The 18436-nt window shown below is 69.6% G+C and carries 23 protein-coding genes; 11 read left to right on the top strand and 12 right to left on the bottom strand.

What is annotated here, in order from left to right; all coding sequences use genetic code 11:
- The first annotated feature begins 461 nt into the window (after positions 1–461).
- The 6 genes from NL114_RS11140 (at position 462) to NL114_RS11115 (ending at position 5042) form a co-directional block, all read left to right on the top strand.
- Complete coding sequence (locus tag NL114_RS11140; RefSeq protein WP_254820995.1) at positions 462–950, top strand: DUF7523 family protein; 489 nt, start codon at positions 462–464, stop codon at positions 948–950.
- 64 nt (positions 951–1014) lie between these two features.
- Positions 1015–2514, top strand: a complete 1500-nt coding sequence (cysS, locus tag NL114_RS11135; RefSeq protein WP_254820994.1) for a cysteine--tRNA ligase — start codon at positions 1015–1017, stop codon at positions 2512–2514.
- Between the two features lie 90 nt (positions 2515–2604).
- Positions 2605–3357, top strand: a complete 753-nt coding sequence (locus NL114_RS11130; RefSeq protein WP_254820993.1) for a DUF6517 family protein — start codon at positions 2605–2607, stop codon at positions 3355–3357.
- Between the two features lie 85 nt (positions 3358–3442).
- Positions 3443–3664, top strand: coding sequence for a hypothetical protein (locus NL114_RS11125; RefSeq protein ID WP_254820992.1), 222 nt, complete (start codon positions 3443–3445; stop codon positions 3662–3664).
- Positions 3664–4650, top strand: coding sequence for a magnesium/cobalt transporter CorA (gene corA, locus NL114_RS11120; protein WP_254820991.1), 987 nt, complete (start codon positions 3664–3666; stop codon positions 4648–4650). Before NL114_RS11125 ends, corA begins: the two co-directional genes overlap by 1 nt.
- A 50-nt stretch (positions 4651–4700) precedes the next feature.
- Positions 4701–5042 (top strand): DUF7977 family protein, encoded by a 342-nt coding sequence (locus tag NL114_RS11115; protein WP_254820990.1) that lies wholly within the window; start codon positions 4701–4703, stop codon positions 5040–5042.
- Position 5043: 1 nt separating this feature from the next.
- On the opposite strand, the gene NL114_RS11110 is transcribed toward NL114_RS11115, so the two are convergent.
- Both NL114_RS11110 and NL114_RS11105 read right to left on the bottom strand, forming a co-directional pair.
- Positions 5044–5337, bottom strand: coding sequence for a DUF8152 family protein (locus tag NL114_RS11110; RefSeq protein WP_254820989.1), 294 nt, complete (start codon positions 5335–5337; stop codon positions 5044–5046).
- Complete coding sequence (locus tag NL114_RS11105; protein ID WP_254820988.1) at positions 5334–5792, bottom strand: MaoC family dehydratase; 459 nt, start codon at positions 5790–5792, stop codon at positions 5334–5336. Before NL114_RS11105 ends, NL114_RS11110 begins: the two co-directional genes overlap by 4 nt.
- Positions 5793–5887: 95 nt before the next feature.
- On the opposite strand from NL114_RS11105, the gene NL114_RS11100 reads away from it, so the two are divergent.
- The gene (locus NL114_RS11100) at positions 5888–6007 is read left to right on the top strand and encodes a rubrerythrin-like domain-containing protein (RefSeq protein ID WP_254820987.1); all 120 of its coding nucleotides are present in this window, start codon (positions 5888–5890) and stop codon (positions 6005–6007) included.
- A gap of 22 nt (positions 6008–6029) precedes the next feature.
- Here the strand turns inward: NL114_RS11100 and NL114_RS21870 are convergent, their stop codons facing one another.
- Positions 6030–6224 carry a DUF7317 family protein gene (locus tag NL114_RS21870; protein WP_491543631.1) on the bottom strand — a complete coding sequence of 65 codons (195 nt, stop codon included), beginning with the start codon at positions 6222–6224 and terminating at the stop codon, positions 6030–6032.
- Between the two features lie 253 nt (positions 6225–6477).
- Here NL114_RS21870 and NL114_RS11095 point away from each other — a divergent pair, with 253 nt between their 5' ends.
- Positions 6478–6687, top strand: coding sequence for a hypothetical protein (locus NL114_RS11095; protein WP_254820986.1), 210 nt, complete (start codon positions 6478–6480; stop codon positions 6685–6687).
- A 113-nt stretch (positions 6688–6800) separates the two neighbouring features.
- Here the strand turns inward: NL114_RS11095 and NL114_RS11090 are convergent, their stop codons facing one another.
- Positions 6801–7424, bottom strand: coding sequence for a riboflavin synthase (locus NL114_RS11090; RefSeq protein ID WP_254820985.1), 624 nt, complete (start codon positions 7422–7424; stop codon positions 6801–6803).
- A gap of 174 nt (positions 7425–7598) precedes the next feature.
- Here NL114_RS11090 and NL114_RS11085 point away from each other — a divergent pair, with 174 nt between their 5' ends.
- On the top strand, positions 7599–8594 hold the full coding sequence (locus NL114_RS11085) for a hypothetical protein (RefSeq protein ID WP_254820984.1): 996 nt from the start codon (positions 7599–7601) through the stop codon (positions 8592–8594).
- Between the two features lie 69 nt (positions 8595–8663).
- On the opposite strand, the gene NL114_RS11080 is transcribed toward NL114_RS11085, so the two are convergent.
- A complete protein-coding gene (locus NL114_RS11080) occupies positions 8664–10211 on the bottom strand; it encodes an aldehyde dehydrogenase family protein (RefSeq protein WP_254820983.1) in 1548 nt (515 codons plus the stop codon).
- A gap of 94 nt (positions 10212–10305) precedes the next feature.
- Complete coding sequence (locus tag NL114_RS11075) at positions 10306–10692, bottom strand: hypothetical protein (RefSeq protein ID WP_254820982.1); 387 nt, start codon at positions 10690–10692, stop codon at positions 10306–10308.
- Positions 10693–10829: 137 nt separating this feature from the next.
- On the opposite strand from NL114_RS11075, the gene NL114_RS11070 reads away from it, so the two are divergent.
- Positions 10830–11285: a histone gene (locus NL114_RS11070; RefSeq protein ID WP_254820981.1), complete on the top strand. Its 456-nt coding sequence runs from the start codon at positions 10830–10832 to the stop codon at positions 11283–11285.
- Entirely contained in the window at positions 11285–12289 is a 1005-nt protein-coding gene (locus tag NL114_RS11065) for a histone deacetylase family protein (protein WP_254820980.1), read from the top strand. Before NL114_RS11070 ends, NL114_RS11065 begins: the two co-directional genes overlap by 1 nt.
- A 20-nt stretch (positions 12290–12309) precedes the next feature.
- On the opposite strand, the gene NL114_RS11060 is transcribed toward NL114_RS11065, so the two are convergent.
- From NL114_RS11060 to NL114_RS11035, 6 genes are all read right to left on the bottom strand, one after another.
- Positions 12310–12513: an antitoxin VapB family protein gene (locus tag NL114_RS11060; RefSeq protein ID WP_254820979.1), complete on the bottom strand. Its 204-nt coding sequence runs from the start codon at positions 12511–12513 to the stop codon at positions 12310–12312.
- A gap of 172 nt (positions 12514–12685) precedes the next feature.
- Positions 12686–13951, bottom strand: coding sequence for a signal recognition particle-docking protein FtsY (gene ftsY / locus NL114_RS11055; protein WP_254820978.1), 1266 nt, complete (start codon positions 13949–13951; stop codon positions 12686–12688).
- Between the two features lie 4 nt (positions 13952–13955).
- Complete coding sequence (gene pfdA / locus NL114_RS11050) at positions 13956–14432, bottom strand: prefoldin subunit alpha (RefSeq protein WP_254820977.1); 477 nt, start codon at positions 14430–14432, stop codon at positions 13956–13958.
- The gene (gene rpl18a / locus NL114_RS11045) at positions 14429–14605 is read right to left on the bottom strand and encodes a 50S ribosomal protein L18Ae (RefSeq protein WP_254820976.1); all 177 of its coding nucleotides are present in this window, start codon (positions 14603–14605) and stop codon (positions 14429–14431) included. The genes pfdA and rpl18a overlap by 4 nt, the downstream gene beginning before the upstream one ends.
- 283 nt (positions 14606–14888) lie before the next feature.
- Positions 14889–17264, bottom strand: a complete 2376-nt coding sequence (locus NL114_RS11040) for a pentapeptide repeat-containing protein (protein WP_254820975.1) — start codon at positions 17262–17264, stop codon at positions 14889–14891.
- 185 nt (positions 17265–17449) lie between these two features.
- Positions 17450–18415: a DUF8108 domain-containing protein gene (locus tag NL114_RS11035; RefSeq protein ID WP_254820974.1), complete on the bottom strand. Its 966-nt coding sequence runs from the start codon at positions 18413–18415 to the stop codon at positions 17450–17452.
- Positions 18416–18436 lie beyond the last annotated feature (21 nt).

Here is an 18436-nt window from a genome sequence, read left to right as displayed (position 1 = left end):
GCCCTGCCCTTCCCCGTGTCGCGCGGGCTTGCGCGTCCGCGCTGCGCCACGCGCTCCCGGCCGTGGGGCGGTTGGTTGGCCGACCGGTTCCGGGAGCAGGAAGCGCGCGGGCGCCACTCGCGGTGAACCCCGAGGCCTCCGGCCGAGGGGGTGAGCCGTTCTCGGCGCCCGCGCGGGGAGGGGTGGGGATACCCTGCTCGGCCGGAACCACCACGCGCGAGCGCTACCCCGAACAGGCCACAGGGCGGGACTGAAAGGGGCCGGCCGCTCGACCCAGCCCCGGCGACACAAGGACCGCAGGGAGTGAACGTAGTGAGCGACCGAGGACCGCAGCGAGCCGCGGCTGGTCGAGCGGTCGGGGGCTTTCTATCCGGTTCCATCGAAAGCAGCGCCACCGGAATCGCCAGGAGCGTTCTGCCCCCACCAACACGTTGACGACGCTTCCACGAGCGCACCAACACATGACGCTGGCAGCCGACACGCGCGAGGCCGTCGACGCGCGGCCCTTCCTCCACGCCGCGCTCCAGGCGGGCGTGGTCAACTTCACCGCCGCGGCCCGCTACCTCGACGTGGGCGACGGGAGCGACGAGGACCACGAGGCCGTCGCGGCCGCGCTCCGCCGCTACGCCGACGAACTCGGCGAGTACGAGCCCACCACCGCCGACGCGAGCGCCCGCGTCGAGATGCGCTCGGGCATCGGCCCCACGGACGACCGCGCGGACGCCGTCCTCTCGGTCGGTGGCACCATCCTCGCGCCGACCGGCGGCGACGACACCGGTATCGTCGCGACCGGCGACCTCGACCCCGTCCAGCTGGCGACCGTCCTCGACCGCCTCCGCATCGACGATATCGACGTGAACGCGGCCGGCGCGACCGACGAGAGCCTCGTGGTGGTCGTGCCGCGACGCGACGGCCCGACGGCGCTGCGGGTGGTCGAGGAGACGGTGTAGGCAGGGACTCGCACCGTCCGCAGGGACCGCATCGTTGAAATCCCGACCGGGGCAATCCCGGGACATGACGCTCCGCGTGACGAACACGCTGACCGGGGACAAGGAGGTCTTCGAGCCGCGCGACGAGGACGAGGTCCTGCTCTACTACTGCGGCCTCACCACCTCCGACCCCGCGCACATGGGCCACGCCCGCTCGTGGCTCCACGTCGACGTGATGCATCGGTGGCTCGACCACCGGGGCTACGACGTGCGCCACGTGGAGAACTTCACCGACGTGAACGAGAAGATCGTCGCCCGGGTCGGCGAGGCCGGCGACGACGAGGCCGAGGTCGCGGAGACGTACATCGCCGACCTCATCGAGGACATGCGCTCGCTCAACCTGAAGCGGGCGGAGGTGTACCCGCGCGTCTCCGAGCACATCGACGAGATCGTCGCGATGGTCGAGCGCCTCGTCGAGCAGGGCTACGCCTACGAGTCGGACGGCTCGGTCTACTTCGACGTGACCGAGTTCGAGGACTACGGCGCACTCTCGAACCAGACGCTGGACGAACTCGAGTCGCAGGGCGACCCCGACGAGCGGAGCGAGAAGCGCAACCCGGCCGACTTCGCGCTCTGGAAGGCCGACGGCGTCGGGCCAGAGGACATCGCGGAGCACCGCCACGACGAGGCCGCGCCCGCCGAGGACGCCGCCGCCTGCGCCCAGACCTGGGACTCGCCGTGGGGCGAGGGGCGCCCCGGCTGGCACATCGAGTGCTCGGCCATGTCGACCACGCACCTCGACGACACCATCGACATCCACGTCGGCGGGCGGGACCTCGTCTTCCCGCACCACGAGAACGAGATCGCCCAGAGCGAGGCCGCGACGGGACAGACGTTCGCGCGCTACTGGCTCCACACCGCCTTGGTGCAGGTCGAGAGCGGCGATGACGAGAGCGAGAAGATGTCCTCCTCGCTGGGGAACTTCTCGACCGTCTCGGGGCTCGTCCGCGAGCGCGGGCCGAACGTCGCGCGGATGTGGGCGCTCTCGGCGGCGTACAACACGGAGGCCGTGTTCTCGCCGGCGACGCTCGACGAGGCCGCGGAACGCTGGGAGCGGCTGGAGCGGGGCTACGAGGCTGCCGTGAGTGGCTGCGATTCGACGGCCGCCCGCGCGAGCGTCACGGACGAGGCACTCCGCGAGGCCGTCGCGGACGCGCGCGGCGACTTCGCGGCCGCGATGGACGACGACTTCAACACGCGAGAGGCGCTGACCGCGCTGCTGGACCTCGTGGGCGCCGTCAATCGCCACGTCGCCGACGAGCCCCACGACTACCGCGGCCTCCGGCGGGCCGTGGAGGCGTTCGAGACGCTGGGCGGCGAGGTGCTGGGCTTCGAACTCGGCGAGAGCGGCGGTGGCGGCGACGTGCAACTCGCCGAGGACCTCGTCGAACTCGTCCTGGCCGCCCGCGAGGACGCCCGCGAGGCCGGCGAGTACGAGCGCGCCGACCAGCTCCGCGACGACCTCGCAGCACTCGGCGTCGAGGTGCAGGACACCGACGACGGGCCCGAGTTCCGGCTGCCCTGACGGCCCGCAGGGCCATCCTGACCGTCCGTTCGACGCCCTGACGGGGTCATGCCACCGGACTTATGCCCGGCAGTCGAGAACCGACGGCCGATGACACGACGTGCAGTCGCCGCGTTGCTCGCGCTACTGACCATCACTGCGGGCTGTTCGGCCCTCACCGGGGCGACCACCTTCACCGCCGAGCGGGGGACCGTCTCGGAGTCGGCACAGTCCAGTACGGACTACTCGCTGGCGAACGAGGATACACAGGAGGTCACTCGCTCGTTCGCCGGGCAGGAGGTGAAGGTGAACAACCAGCTCACCGAGTACTCACGCTCCACCAGCCTGCCGGTGTTCGGTGACCAGGAGGTTGCCCGGTTCAGCGTGTTCACCACGCCGGCGGTCGAGGTCGCCGGCCAGGGACCGTTCAACCCCGTCGCGGACCTGAACAACACGCAGCTGGCGCTGCAGCTCCAGGCCCAGTACGACACCATCGACAACGTCCGGTTCGAGGGGAACCGGACGGCGACGATGCTCGGCGACGAGGTGACCGTCAGCAAGTTCCGCGCCGATGCACAGACGACGCAGGGCACGGACACCGAGGTGTTCATGCATATCGCCCAGACCCGGAGCGGTGACGACTACGTCGTCGCCATCGCGGTCTACCCGACCCAGCTCGACAGCGAGCAGGAGAACGTCGACACGCTGTTGAACGGCGTCCAGCATCCCGGCGGCGGCGGCAGTGGCGGCGGCAGTGGAGACGGCGGCAACAGCGGCGACAGCCCCGACAGCACCCCGACCGCAACCGACGGGAGCGGTTCCGGCGGCGCCACCGCCACGCCGACCGACGACGGCCTCGTCTGACGCCCACGGCACCCGGGCGGGCCCGACGCGGCGGCCACACGCCGCCCGCGGCAACGCTTTTCTCCCCGCCGCCTGCGTGAGCAGTATGACCGACGCCGTCACGCTCGCCGGCGCGGGGCTGACCCTGCTCGCGACGGTCGGGTACGCGCTCGCGACGGTCGCTCCGTACCCGGGGCGGGCACTCACGCTCCCGGGGCTGATGGTGGGGCTGACCCTGCTGGCCGTCGGCCTCGCCGCTGACCACGACCTGACCGCCACGGCCTCGGAGGCGGCAGCAGCAGCCGAGGAGCCCGAGGAGGGGTCCTGATGCTGGACGCCGTCGTCTTCGACCGCGAGCACGGCGTCCGGGAGTTCGACGCCGACGCCTCGCTCGGGGCGGCCCGGGACGCCGACGGGACGACCTGGGTCCGGGCCCACGAGACCGACCGCGAGACGTTCGACCGCGTGGCCGAGACGTTCGGCATCCACGCACTGGCCGTCGAGGACGTCGTCAACAACGTCCAGCCGAAGGTCGAGGAGTTCCCGAGCTACACGTTCTGCCTGCTGAAGGCGACGGAACTCCTGCGCGACGATGCGGAGACACCCACGTTCGACGAGGTCGTCCGGGACGACCCCGTGGGCGTCTTCTTCGGCCCGGACTGGGTCGTGACGATGTCGACCGCGCGGCTCCCCTCCGTCGACCGGGTCCGGCAGGCCGTCGCCCGCGAGGACGAGCGCCTGCTCCAGCGCGGCCCAGACTTCACCGCCTACCGCGTCCTCGACGTGGTCGTCGACGGCTACTTCGACGTACTCGACGACATCGAGACCAGTATCGAGGCGCTGGAGGAGCTCGTCCTCGTCACGACGGATATCGAGGTGCTCGAACGGGTGAACGGGCTCCGGCGCGAGCTGCTGGCGTTCCGGAAGCTGGCGTGGCCCGCCCGCGACGCCCTCGGGGTGCTCGCCCGGGGCGACCCGCCACAGGTCCAGCCGGAGACGGAGAAGTACTTCCGGGACGTCGCCGACCACCTCGTGCAGGTCGTCGACCTCATCGAGACCTACCGCGAGCTGGTCCGGGGCTCCCGGGACATCTACCTCAACACGCTCTCCCAGTCCACCAACGAGGTGATGAAGCGGCTCACCGTGGTCGCAGTCATCTTCCTCCCGCTCACCTTCTTCGCCGGCGTGTTCGGCATGAACTTCGAGACGATGCCGGAACTCGGATGGCCGTTCGCCTACCACGCCGCGCTGGTCGGGATGACCGGTGTCGCCGCCGTGCTCGCGCTGTACTTCAACGAGCAGGGCTACCTCTGACGACCGCCGCGACACGGCAGGTTCAGGAGGCTGGCGCCGAATATCGAGGTATGAGCGACGACGACGGGTACGTCCACGACCCGGCGGCCTTCGGGGAGGACGAGGCGGAAGCGGAGGCGGAGAAGGGGGGTGGCCCCAGGGCAGCGGGCGGCACGGCACCCGGCGACATCCCCCGCGGCGACGCCCGCGAGTTCGACTGGCGCGGGTGGGTCCTGGTCGTCGCCATCCTGTTCGCGTTCGTCGTCATCCCCGTCGCGCTGTACTTCCTCCCGCGGGCGCAGGGGTTCGTCGCCTCGCTGGGTCTCTCGCTGCGCGACGCGTTCCTCGTCCTGCCGCTGCTGCCGGCCATCGTGCTCGGCGCGCTCGCCGTCTGGGCGACGACGCGGCCCTGAATCAGTCGTCGCCGGCCGCGCTCGTGAGTTCCTCGGCCAGCGACCGCGCCGCCGCGACGTGCTCGTCGGCCGCCTCGTCGCCCGTGCCACCGACGTTCGAGAGGAGCTTCGCGACCTCGGCGATTCGCTCGCGTACGACGGCCGGGTCCTCGATGTGCCGGGCGTCGGCGGCGACGGCCTCGGCCTCACCGAGCCAGCGACTGGCCGTCCGCTCGACCGGTCGCTCGGCCGTGGCCGCGAGATGGTCGTGCAGAGCCTCCAGCGTCCCGTGGTCGAGGTCGTCGGCGTCGCTCACGGGTCGCGCTTCCCCATCAGGATGGCTACCGTCCACGAGCAGACGACCGTCTCGTCACCGCCCTCACCGTCGCTCGCGAGCACCTCGATGTCACGCACGACGACGCCGGCGTCGGGGTGGCTGTCGGAGTCACGCCGCTCGACCACCTCGTGGCGCACCCGGAGGACATCGCCCGGACGCACGGGCCGATGCCAGGTGAGGTCGGTCAGGCCGAGACCGCCCCTGTTGGTGGAGTCGTTGAGGAACCCCTCGACCATCAGACGGGTAGCGACGCCGACGGTGTGGAGCCCGCTCGCGATGAGGCCCCCGTACTGCGTTTCGGCGGCAGCCTCGGGGTCCGTGTGCATCGGCTGCGGGTCGAACTGCTCGGCGAACGCGACGATGCCGTCCGCGGTCATCTCGTGGCTGCCGTAGGTCTCGCCCCAGCCGACGGTCATGTCCTCGAACGCGTACATACCGGCCGTTCCAGGGGCGCGAGGTTAAATTCACGTCACGGCCGGGGGACGCCACGCGCGCAGCGGTTATCTCCTTGCGAGTCATTAACAGACACATGTCCATCCGAATCTACGAATGTGCCGGGTGCGGGTCCCGCGTGATGGCCCAGGGGTTCCCCGGGCGCTGTAACGGCTGTGGCGGCCACCTGATGAACATCGGCGTCCGCCGGGAGTGAGCGGCAACCGGAGCGCCGCGAGCTACCGCGCCTCGACGACCGCCTTCCCGGTCGACGGTTCCCCCTCCGGAGGATGGGTACGTACCGTGACCCCGTTGGCCCGCAGACAGCGGCGCATCCGTGCCTGCGATACTCCGACCGACCGAGCCGCCCCCGCGATGTCGACAGTCCCGTTCTCGTACAAGGTCACCGCCGTCCGAAGTGTATCTGCACGCATCGGTTACATTCCAATCCAGCCCACCAACACCCATAACTTTTTCGGAGAATATCAACCGATATGGCAACCATATACCCGTATATCCCGACGAACGTTATCGATATATCTTCGAGAGTGCGAGAACGTCAGACGGCCTCACTGGCCGAACGAACATGAGGTCGGCCGTCGAGCCCGGAGCGAAGGGCGCGAGGGCACCAGCACTCGTCGCTCCGAAGCGCGGGCGTCAAATAGGGGGTAGCACGAACGGTTCCCTATGAGCGTGACCGAACGGTTCGACGCACTGGGTGAGAAAGAGAAGGTCGGCGGCGGCGCGGTGCTCTTCCTCGCGGGAGTGCTCATCCTCGGCCTGCTCACCTTCGCTGGGGTCCAGTCCGAGTCGCTCCAGATCGTCCTCGGAACCGTCGGCGTCATCACCGTCGTCATCGGCGTCCTCTCCATCGGTATCAGCGAGAAATCGGTGTAGGAGGGCGGCATACTCGTCGGGCGGGAAAGCAGTGTTCTCGAGATCCCCTCGCAATTACTGCAGGATTTCGCCCACTACACCGATATCTGGCCAGTATCAGCTATATCTCTGCTCTATTCGACGTACCCCTCGGTGAGCGACTCGACGTACTTCGCGACCACGTCGACCTCGAGGTGGACGGGGTCACCCACCGACTTCTCCCGGAGGTTCGTCAGGTCGTAGGTCGCGGGGATGACGGCCACGTCGAACTCGCCCTCGGCGCCGCCCTCGTAGCCCGTTCCCGGCTTCTCCAGTCGCGCGACGGTCAGCGAGATGCCGTCGACGGCGATGGAACCCTTCTCGACGACGTACTTCGCCAGCGGGCGCGGCAGCGAGAACGAGAACGTCCAATCCCCCCCAACCTGCTCGATACCCGTCACCCGGGCGGTGCCGTCGACGTGCCCCTGGACGAAGTGGCCGTCGAAGCGCCCATCGGCGGGCAGCGCCCGTTCGAGGTTGACGACATCGCCCACCGCGAGCGAACCGAGGTAGGTGCGCTCGATGGTCTCCTCCGAGCAGAACAGCTCGAACGATTCGTCGTCGTGAGCCTCGACCGTGAGGCAGGCGCCGGAGACGGCGATGGACTCGCCATGTGCGAGTTCGTCCGCGAACGAGGCCGCGACGCGCATCCGAAGCCCCTCGACGGTCGCCTCCCGGGCGAGAATCTCGCCGGTCTCCGCGACGATGCCGGTGAACATACCCGGGCTTGGGACGGCGGCGTCGAAAGGCCTCCGGGTTGCGTGCCGGCTCGGGAACCCACTTCCCCACGGCGACCACCACCGTACCGCCCCCGACCGCGTGTCAAGGGGTCTCAGCCAAATCGCTGTTTGAGCCACGGGAACGTCCTTTGTGCCGGCGCCACGAGTCGGGGCATGGACGCGACGCCCTCCCGACGCCGGTTCCTGACGGCGACGCTCGCCGCAGGGACCGCCGTCATGGCCGGCTGTACCGGCCTCATCGAGAGCGACACGATAGGAGAGTCCGGGGAGCGCGAACTGGAGCTCTCGCTCTCCCGCGAGGACGGACCGCTCCGCGAGTCGTTCGTCGTCGACCTTTCCGAGACCCGGTCGCCCGACGACGAGGACGCCTTCGCGGCGGCCGTGAACGGCGAGGCCTACACCACCCAGTACCGCCGGCCGTTCTACTCCACCGCGGACGACCCGGAGTACGTCGAGCACGAGGGGACCTACTACCGCCTCGGCGCGGTCGTCGTCGACGAGGAGACGGTCACCCATCCGGTACTCCGTCTCTCGGCGGCCGGAGACGCCGATGCGGAGGACACGCCCGATGGGGCTCCCATGGAGTCGCTTCCGGACAGCGACCAGCGGGCGGTGCGCATCGCCTACAAAGCAGCTCGCGCCCGGGGGAACGTGGGCGGTGTCCCCTGGGGGCTGGTCCAGCGCGGCGGCTACGTCTACCGCGACGAGACGGCCGTCGAGACCAGCGAGCTGCTCGGGGCGGACGGCCCGGACCACGTCACCCACCGTGAGACGGTGTACACCGTCGAGGTGACGCGCGAGACCTTCCACGAGCCGGTCTACCGCGCGACCGCCGAACCGGTCGCCGAGTCACCCGAGCGGCTGGAGGCCATCCTCCGCGCGCAGTTCGTCGACGCGCGGTTCTCGCGTGACGACCGCTCGCAGGCGGCCCGGGACGTGCTCCGCGAGGCCGAGAACGGCGGGTACAGCGAGAGCCACCCCTACTCGGACGGCTACCGGGAGGTCCTGCGGGCGCTCCACCGGCGGGCCTACCTCGACGGGAACATCGAGAAGGACGCCGGCGTGGTAGACGACGGTCGTCGGATGGTGCTGTACGATGGGACGTACTTCGACTACTGGCTCCGGTTCACGGGGGGAGACGAGGCCTGAAGCCCGGGGGCGACAGCTGGTCCCGCGAGGGCGCGTACCGGTGGAGGGCCGTGTGGTCAGCGGTCGTCGCTATCCCAGTCGTGCAGGCTTGCCGAAGTTCACCAGCACCGATTTGGTCCGACGGTAGTCCTCGAACGCCTCCTCGTCGAGTTCGCGGCCGATGCCCGAGCGCTTGTAGCCGCCGTGGGGCATCGCCTCGCCCATCTCGTTGTAGCAGTTGACCCACACGGTGCCCGCTTCGAGGTCGTCGGCGACCGTGTGGGCAGTCTCGAGGTCCGTCGTCCACACCGCACTCGCGAGACCGTACTCCGTGTCGTTGGCCTGCGCGACCATCTCGTCGCGGTCGCTCCACTCGTGGACCGTGATGACGGGCCCGAACACCTCCTCGCAGGCGACCGTGTGGTCGTGGTCGACGTTCGTCAGCACGGTCGGCTCGAAGAAGGGGGCGTCCCCACAGCCCTCGATGTCGGGCGCGTCACCGCCGGCGAGCACCTCCGCTCCCTCGGCCACGGCCGTGTCGACGTAGCCCTGCACCGTCTCGAGGTGCTCGTGGTCGACCAGCGGCCCGACGGTGGTGTTCGGCGCCAGCGGGTCGCCCAGTTCGAGCCGCTCCATCTTCTCCGTGAACGTCTCCAGGAACTCGTCGGCGATGGCCTCGTGGAGGAAGAGGCGGGCGCCCTCCGTGCACTGCTGGCCGGCGTTGAAGAAGCTCGCCACCATCGCCCCCTCCGTCGCGTCCTCGATATCGGCGTCCGCGCAGACGATATTGGGACTCTTGCCACCCAGCTCGAGGGAGACGGCCTTCATGTTCGCAGCAGCGCCCTGCATCACGGCGCGGCCGGCGCGCTCGGACCCGGTCAGCGACACCTTCCGCACGTCGTCGTGTTCGCTGATGGCGGCGCCGACCTCCGGCCCGTCGCCGGGGACGACGTTGACGGTTCCCTCGGGCAGCACGTCGTCCATGAGGTCGGCGAGCTCCAGCGTCGACAGCACCGCGCGGGGAGACGGTTTGAACACGACCGTGTTGCCCGCGGCGAGCGCGGGGGCGGTCTTCCACGCGACGAACATCGCGGGGAAGTTCCACGCGCTGATCTGCCCGACGACGCCGTACGGCTCGCGCTGCGTGTAGCCGAGCTTGTCGCCGCTCGTGTTCGGACTCCGGCCAGCGTCCTCGGTCCGGGCGAGCGAGGCGAAGTGTCGGAGCTGGCGCAGCAGGATGGTGAAGTCGGCGAACAGCGACAGCTGGTTGGGCTTGCCCATCTCCAGCGGGTCGATCTTCGCGAGGTCGGCCTTCCGCTCCTCGATGCGGTCGGCGAGCTCCTCGAGCTTCTCGGCGCGCTGGCGCCCGTCCATGTCCCCCCACGCGCCCTCGAACGCATCCTGGGCGGCCGCGACCGCACGGTCCACGTCGTCGCTCGTCCCGCGCTGGTACGTCGCCAGTTCCTCGCCGGTCACGGCGTCGACGGCCGCCTCCGGTTCCGCACTGCCGTCGACCCACTCGCCGCCGATCAGCAGGCCGTACTCCTCGTCCAGTAACTCCTCGGCCGTCGACCGGTGTGTCTCGAGGACCGACTCGCTCACGCCGTCGGCGCTCCCGCGGAAGTTCTCGCGCTGCATCGAGTGGGTGTTGTTCCTACTACCGGTTACTCATTCCGAATTCATACAATCAAAGTAAACATATGCAGTTACCCCATCGCGACAGCGGCGGCGCTCACTCCACCTTCGTGACGAACATCGCGTGCGCCGCGTTCTCACTGTGGGAGGTGACCTTGAGTCGGATGGTGTCGCCGGTCTCGACCGTGTCGGGGACGTTCTGGTCGACGAACACGACCAGCCCGTTCACCTTGACGACGGCCTCGCGGCCGTGGCCGGTGTCGTTCGTCTCGGTGACGACCGCCGTCTGCTCGGAGCCGACGGGTGCGGCCTCGCTCTCGTCGCGGCGCTGGGCCGCCTCGTGGGCGGCCTGGGCCTCGGGGTCGTCGTACTTGCCGTCGCCGCCACCCAGCATGGCGCGGCCGAGCAACAGCAGAACGAGCACGAGGACGCCACCGCCGGCGACCAGCGCGAACGGGAGTTCGGACTGGAGTACGGGAAGCACGGTGGCACCGACGCAGGGGGTGCCGATAACAGTCCCGGCATCCGGCCGGAACCGGGAGGAGCGCCGTCGTCACGGGGGCGGCCTGTGAACACCCCACGACCGACGGGTTGAAGTGTCGAACGGACCGGATACGCGGTATGAGTGTCGAGCTACCGTTCGCCCCCGTCGATACCGTCATCCGGCGGAACGCGGGCGACCTCCGCGTGAGCGCAGAGGCGGCCGAGGAGCTCGCGCGCCGTATCCAGTCCCGTGGGGCCGCACTGGCGGTCGAGGCCGCCGAACGCGCCACCGAGGACGGTCGCAAGACCCTGATGGCCGAGGACTTCGCCGACCTCGCCGAGGGGGGCGTACCCGCGAACGGCGACCCGGAAGGGCTGGAACTGCCCATCGCGCCGGTCGACCGCATCGCCCGGCTCGACATCGACGACTCCTATCGGGTCGCGATGGACGCCCGGGTCGCGCTCGCGACCGTCCTCGAACGGTACGCCGACCGCGTGGCGGCCGCCGCGGCCGTCCTCGCCGAACACGCCGACCGCCGCACCATCAAGGAGGAGGATGTGGCGGTCTACTTCCGACTCGCAGAGTACTTCTGATGCGATTCGGCTACCGCGACGCCTGTCTACGACACGAGACCGGCGCCCGGCACCCGGAGTCGTCGGACCGGCTCCGGGCCATCCGCCGGCGACTCTCGCGCCTCCACGGCGTCGAGTACGAGGAGGGCTCGCTGGCCACCCGCGAGGCGCTCGAACGCGTCCACGACCCGGACTACCTCGACGAGGTCGAGCAGTTCTGCGCCGACGGCGGTGGCACCTGGGACGCCGACACCGTGGCAGTGGGTGCCACCTGGGAGGCCGCCCGCGCCAGCGCCGGGCTCTCCGTCTGGGCGGCCAACGCGGCCCTCGACGGCCAGCAGGGCCACGATACGCCCTTCGCAATCGGCCGGCCGCCCGGCCACCACGCCGAACCGGACGAGGCGATGGGCTTCTGCTTCCTCGGCAACGCCGGCGTCGCGGCCACCGACGCCCTCCAGCGCGACGACGTGGACCGCGTCGCCGTCTTCGACTGGGATGTCCACCACGGCAACGGCACGCAGAAGATGTTCTACGAGCGCGGCGATGTCTTCTACGCCTCCATCCACGAGCGCGGCCTCTTCCCCGGCACCGGCCACGTCGACGAACCCGGCCGCGGCGAGGGCGAGGGCTCCATCCTGAACGTGCCCTATCGGGGCGGCTGTGGCGACGCCGAGTACCTCGCCGCAATCGACGAGGCGCTCCGGCCCGCGCTCGAACGGTACGACCCGGACCTCCTCATCGTCAGCGCGGGCTTCGACGCCCACGAGCACGACCCCATCTCCCGGATGCGTGTCTCAACGGAGGGGTACGGCGCGATGACCCGCCGGCTCGACGACCTCTGTGACGACCTCGACGCCGCGCTCGCGTTCGTGCTGGAGGGCGGCTACAGCCTCGACGCGCTCGCGGACTCCATCGCGATGGTCCACGAGACGATGCACGGCCGCGACCCCGTCGAGAACGAGGAGCCGGTCAACGACCGGGCGCGCGAGCGGCTGGACGAGGTGCGCGCGGAGCACGGATTGTAACAGTCCGTCCTCGAAACGCCTCATCTCCAGTTCTCTCGAGACTCCCGGATAGCCTCCCGAGCACGCTCGGCCGTCTCGTCGGACCAGACGCCGGCCTCCATCGACTCACCGGCGGCTGTGGCAGTGACTCGCCGCAGGAACTCGTCCCACGTCTCGACGTCCCGCTTCAGCCGGTCGAGTCGCTCCTTGGTCGCAGCATCGACCGGGATGGAGGTGCGGCTCATATGAATTCGTACTGAATTCATCCCTGTAGGCGTTTCGCCGAGAGGGAGCCGCTATCGGAAGTATATATCCGACGGAGAACAAAATATAGATTGTAGAGATGATATAGGAACGGAATAATTCTAAAGGTATAGTTATCCCACAGATATCACGGAGAGGATGGAAAAACCGGCTTCACTCCTCGCCGACGATGCGGTCGACGATGACGTCCGGGTCGAACCGTTCGAGGTCCTCGTACCCCTGTCCGACCCCGAGGAAGAGGATGGGCTTGCCCGTGACGTGGGCGATGGAGACGGCCGCCCCGCCCTGCGAGTCGGCGTCGGCCTTCGTCAGCACGACGCCGTCGATCTCGGCAGCGTCGTTGAACTGTTTCGCGCGCTGGGTCGCGTCCTGGCCGGCGACGGCCTCGTCGACGAAGATGGTCATGTCTGGGTCGACGACGCGGTCGATCTTCTCCAGCTGGGCCATCAGGTCGTTCGAGGTGTGGAGCCGACCCGCAGTGTCGCCCAGCACCACGTCGGCGTCGTTGGCCTCGGCGTACTCGACGGCGTCGTAGATGACCGCCGCCGGGTCACCGCCCTGCTGGTGGGTGATGATCTTCGCGTCGAGCGCCTCGGCGTGCTCCTCGATCTGCTCGTTCGCGCCGGCGCGGTAGGTGTCGCCGTTCGCGATGACGGGCGTCAGTCCCTGGTTCTGGAACCGCCGCGCGAGCTTCGCGATGGTGGTGGTCTTCCCGACGCCGTTGACGCCGGTGAAGATGATGGTGACGGGCTTCTCGGCCTCCTGGATGCGCTGGTCGAAGTCGAACTGGCCGACGCTGATGACGTCCCGGAGCGCGTCGCCGATGGCCCGCTGAACGACGATCTCGCCGGTCTGGACCTGCGCCCGGGTCTGCCCGACCAGCTTCTCCTCGATGCGGTCGGTGATGGCCTGGGCGACGCTCATCTCCACGTCACCCTGGATGAGCGCCATCTCCAGCTCCTCCAGCGGGCGCTGGAGCTCCTCGCGCTTGATGAGCGCCTTCCCCGTCGCCGCGCGCTTGACGGAGCCGAAGAGGCTCTCGCCGCCGGTCTCCTCGGCGGAGCCGGCGGTCACCTCCTCGGTCCGGCGCGAGAGGGCGTCGGGGACGTTGCTCTCGCGCTCGGACTCGGACTGGCCGTCCGGAGCGGCCTCGGCGACCTCGGCGTCGGCGTCGGCGTCGGGCCCCTCGTTCTCGTCCGCAGCGGCGTCGTCGGGGGCCGCGCCGGCCTCCGGCTCGGCGTCGGTCGCCGTTTCGGCTTCGGTGGACTCGGGAGTGTCGTCGGACCCGGCCGCGTCCGGCTCGGCCGCGTCCGGCTCGGCCGCCGCTTCCGACTCCTCGTCGGTCTCCTCGACCTCGACGGCCTCCTCGGCAGCGTCGTCGCGGAACTTCCCGAGTTTCTCCTTCAGTCCGTCGAACATCGCGTCACTCGTCCTCGTCGCCCTCGCCGCCCTCCATCTGCTGTTGCTGCTGCATCATCTGCTGCATCTGCTGCTGCTGTGCCTGCTGGGCCTTCTGCTCGACCTGCTCGGTCTGCTCCTCGATCTCGTCGATCTCGGCCTCCAGCTCGGCGATGCGCTCGTCGAGCACGTCCTTCTTGCTCTCGAGCGTGTCGATGGCACCCTCCTGATCGCGCTCGGCGGCGAAGCCGCCGCCGATGGAGACGACGATCTCCTCGATGCTCCCGAGCTCGGCGCTGACGTACGCGTCGCCGCCGAGCGGCACCTTCACGGTGTCGTTCGTCTCGAGCTCCTCGAGCGCGTTGATGGCCTCGTCGATGTCGCTCTTGTCGGCCTGCACACCCTCGATCTCCTCCTGAACGGCCTCCTTCTCCTGTTCGAGCGCCTGGAGTTGCTGCTGCAGCTGGTCCATGCCGCCGCCGCCGCCACCACCGAGGCTCATGCGGCACGCACCTCCTGGAGCTCCACCTGCGTGCGCTTCTTGCCGTGTCGGGAGCCGACGTTCGCGTACGTCCGCTCGCGGGCGACGTCCTCGTTGGGCGCCTCGACGTTCGTCTCGAACTCCTGCCAGCCGTCGCGGGCCTGGAAGCGCCCGCTGACCGTATACTCGCTCATGGACGGAGTGGGGCGTGCGAGCGGGAAAGTCCTTCCGACTCGGGGAACATCGAGCACGAAATCGGACCGGGTTCGCGAGCGGGTGCCGCGGAGCGGGGCCGAACGCTGGGGCTACGCCTCTCGCAACGCCGCGCCGGCGTCGCCGCTCGTCCTCCAAGCTCGGGCAGTCGAGGGCCGCCTCCGAGTCCCGGCACCGGACGAGGGAGTCACCAGCGCGCTGGATGGCTGGGTAGACGTCAACGAGGGAGGCCTCGACGTCATCGCTCCCGAGCCGCTGGAGCCGCTACAGCTCCGAGCGCTTGACCAGCGCATAGACGACCAGCGCCGCGAGCACGGTGCTGAGGAAGGCCTCGCTGCTGGCCATCAGCCGCCCGGCGATAGCGGTCGGCGCCTCGTTCCCGTAGCCGATGGTGGTGTAGGAGATGTAGCTGAGGTGAATGTTGCCGAGCAGCACCTCCTGCCCGGCAGGGGTCGCCAGTTCGGAGAGCGAGTCCAGCTGGCCGGTGGTGGTGGCGAACGCCGGGCCGCCGAACGTGTAGAAGGGGACGAACAGGAGCGGCGCGAGCAGGAAGACCAGCGCGATGCGCATCAGGCGCATCCCGTGGCCGCAGGTGAGCCCGAGGAATCCGTTCTCGGCGGCTCTCGCGGCGTTCTGGAGCCTGGCGCCGAGGCTCACGCTCGGGTCCTTGGCGATGTCGATGTGCTTCCGGCGCGAGAACGCCTGCCGCTTCACGCGGAACTCGCCGGCGGCCTTCATCTCCCCCGCCGCGGAGGCGGCGTTCTTCGCCTTCAGGTAGGTCGTCTCGGTCACCCCCGGCGTCATCTCGACGGCGAACTCGTGGTCGGCGGCGTCGTTCTCGGTGAAGTCGTGGAGCACCCACTCGTTGCGGTCGAGGTAGTCGGTGTGGTCCGAGAAGTCGAAGGCCAGGCCGTCGAACTCGTCGAACTCCGTGTTGCAGAATCGGAAGTAGTCCAGCAGCTCCCGGCGGTCCGACTCGCGCTCGGCATCCAGCGCCACGTCACCCAGGCTGGCACGGGTCATGTCGTAGTGGATCCAGCTGGATTCGGGCTGGACGATGCGGCCGCGCTTGATCTTCGCGTCGGTGAAGTCGAGATACGTCGCGGCGGTGGTCGCGCTGGCCAGGCAGACGAGCCGGTCGTCGAAGGTCGCGCCCGTGAAATCCGCGGGCGCGCCGAAGGTGACGCCGCCGAAGTCCGCGGAGGTGAACGCCGCGTCGTCGAAGTCCGTGTGCGCCTCGAACCGACAGTCCGCGAACGAGATGCCGTCGGCGAGGTGGTTGGCGTCACCCAGGAACTCGGTCCCACGGAAGTCGGCCTCGTCCTCGAACGTCGCGGCCTCGAAGGTGGTGTCGCCGTCGAACAGCACCTCGTCGAAATCCGCCAGCGCATCGAACCGGCAGTCGGCGAAGGAGGCGTCGTCGCCGAACTCCGCCTCCTCGAAGACGACCGGCGCAGCGAACGCCGCGCCCGTGGCATCCACGTCTCCGTCGAGAACCGCCTCCTCGGCGTGGAGTTCAGCGTCGAACTCGCAGTCGGCGAGGGTCAGGTCGTCGCTCGCCGCGAGCTCCGTGAACGTCGCCGGCCCGGCGAACGACGTGCCCGTGAAGTCCGCCACCCGGAAGCCGGCGCGGGTGAAGTCCGCCTCGCCCTCGAAGGAGACGTCCTGGAAGGCGGCATCGGCCTCCAGCACTCGGGCCCCGCCCTCGAAGACGGAGCCACGGAAGTGCGCCAGGCCGCCGAACGTCACGCCGGCGAAGGAGGCGTCCCCGCCGAAGCGTATCTCGTCGAAGTCCGCCTCGTCACCGAACGTCGCGCCATCGAACTCGACATCGCCCCGGAAGTCGGCCTCCTCGAACGTCGCGTCGCTCTCGAAGGCCACGCCCTCGAACCGGGCGTAGCCGAAGTCCGTGTGCCGGAGGTCCGCCTCGCCGGCGAACGTCGCCTCGTCGAAGCTGGTGCTGTCGTCCAGCAGATGGGACTCGCCGAAGAACTCCGCGTTCCGGGCGGCGAACCCTGATTCGAACGTCGCCTCGTCGAAGCTCACGTCGTCGTGGAACGAGCCCTCGTCCAGTTCGACCGCGCCCTCGAACGTGGTCCCGCGACACTCCAGGTCGCCGTCGAACACGGCCTCGAACGTGTCCACGTCGCCGGTGACGGTCGCGTCGTCGAGGATGAGGTCCTGCGTGACGTGCGCGCCCTCCAGCTGGATATCGCCGACGGTGGCGTCCTCGAGGTGGAGGGGAATCCGGATGGTTCCCCGCTCGGCGCTGAGCTTCTCGACGGTCGCCCCCCGGAGGTCGACTGGGTGCTTGTTCGTCCCGTCGACGACCTCGTAATCGAGGTCCAGGGCCGGGAGCGTGACCCCCGAGAGGTCCTTCTCCTCCCGGTCACCCTCGTCGATGACCGTCCGGAACGCTGCCCGCACGTCGTCGTCGGTGAGGCCGCGCTCGTCGCGCTCGGCCGGGGACGCGCGGAGCACCTCCCGCGCGGTCGCTACGTCGTCGTAGGTGGGCAGGTCGCCGGGGTCGGTGCGGGGCTCGGCAGTCGTATCGGCGACCGAGCCGTCGCCGTCCTCGGGTGTCGTCCCCCCACCCCCGCCAGCGTCGGGGTCGGGACCTGCCTCCTGTTCGTCGGACATGGCACGGACTGGTGCGTTCACCGACTAATACGTTCCCCCGATTCGACCCCGTTCGTCCGGCCGAGCGCGACGAGAGCGGGCGGACGCGAGCGAGCGCCGGGCGGCGCGGGTCGTCGTCCAGGCGGCGCGGGTCGTCGTCCAGGCGGCGCGGGTCGTCGTCCGGGCGGCGCGACCGTCACCGGGCGTCAGCGCAGCACCGACCGCCGCTCGGACTCCGAGAGGGCCGTGTCGTTCCGGACCGCACACTCCTCGCACTCGTAGGAGACGCCGCCCTCGTCGTAGGTCTTCACCGGGATGCCGAACAGGAGGAACACCTCCTCCTGGTGGCGCTCGATGATGGCGTCGGCCTCGGCACCGCAGTTGGGACACCAGTCCTCGGTGGCCTCTGCCTGGTAGGTCACCTTCGTGCGGCCGAAGGAGGCGACCCCGTAGGCCTCGTCGTGGCTGGTCTCGATGAGGTCGTTCACCGGGAACGGGTCGGCGTCGACGACGTTGTCGTAGCCGCCCTCGACGGTGTCGGCGACGGTCAGATACGGCCCCAGCCGGACGGTGTTCTCGTACCCGACGAACCGGACGGTCACGTCGGCATCGGTCCCGCGTGGCCCGTCCACGCGAACGCGGTGGTCGTGCCCGACGACGTAGACGGTCAGGTCGCCGGTGACACCGGAGACGGTCACGTCGTGGCGGGCGCCGACCAGTACGATGCCGTCGGGGTTCTCGACGTTCCCGGAGCGCCGCCAGCCGACGAACGACTCGAAGCCGCTCGTGTCCGGCGGGTCACCGCTCGCCCGGAAGACGCTCTCGGCGCCCGTCACGTCCAGCGTTCCGGCGGCCCGGCCGGCGACGAACACGTCCTCGGCGTCGGCGATGACGGCGTCACCCTCCACGCCGCGCCGGTCGACGTAGCCGTCCTCGACGTCGCCCGCGACCCGGAGTTCCGGCTGGGCGACGGTCGTCCCCCCCTCCACCGGCGTGTCGGTGAAGACGTACTCCGCGTCGACCAGTTTCAGGTCGCCGGTCACGGCGTCGGCCCGGACGAACGTGTCCGCAGGGTCCTCCACGACGACGGGACCGGGCTCACCCGTCAGCGTCACGTCCCCGTCGTAGTGTGTCGCCTCCGGGCCGTCCGCCCACGCGGGTTCGTCGGTCATATCTGGAGTCGTTCAGCGTCG

This window comes from Haloglomus halophilum (assembly GCF_024298885.1).
Taxonomy (GTDB): Archaea; Halobacteriota; Halobacteria; order Halobacteriales; family Haloarculaceae; genus Haloglomus; species Haloglomus halophilum.
The sequence above is the reverse complement of the archived record's forward strand: the minus strand, read 5'-3'. Positions and strand labels throughout refer to the sequence as shown.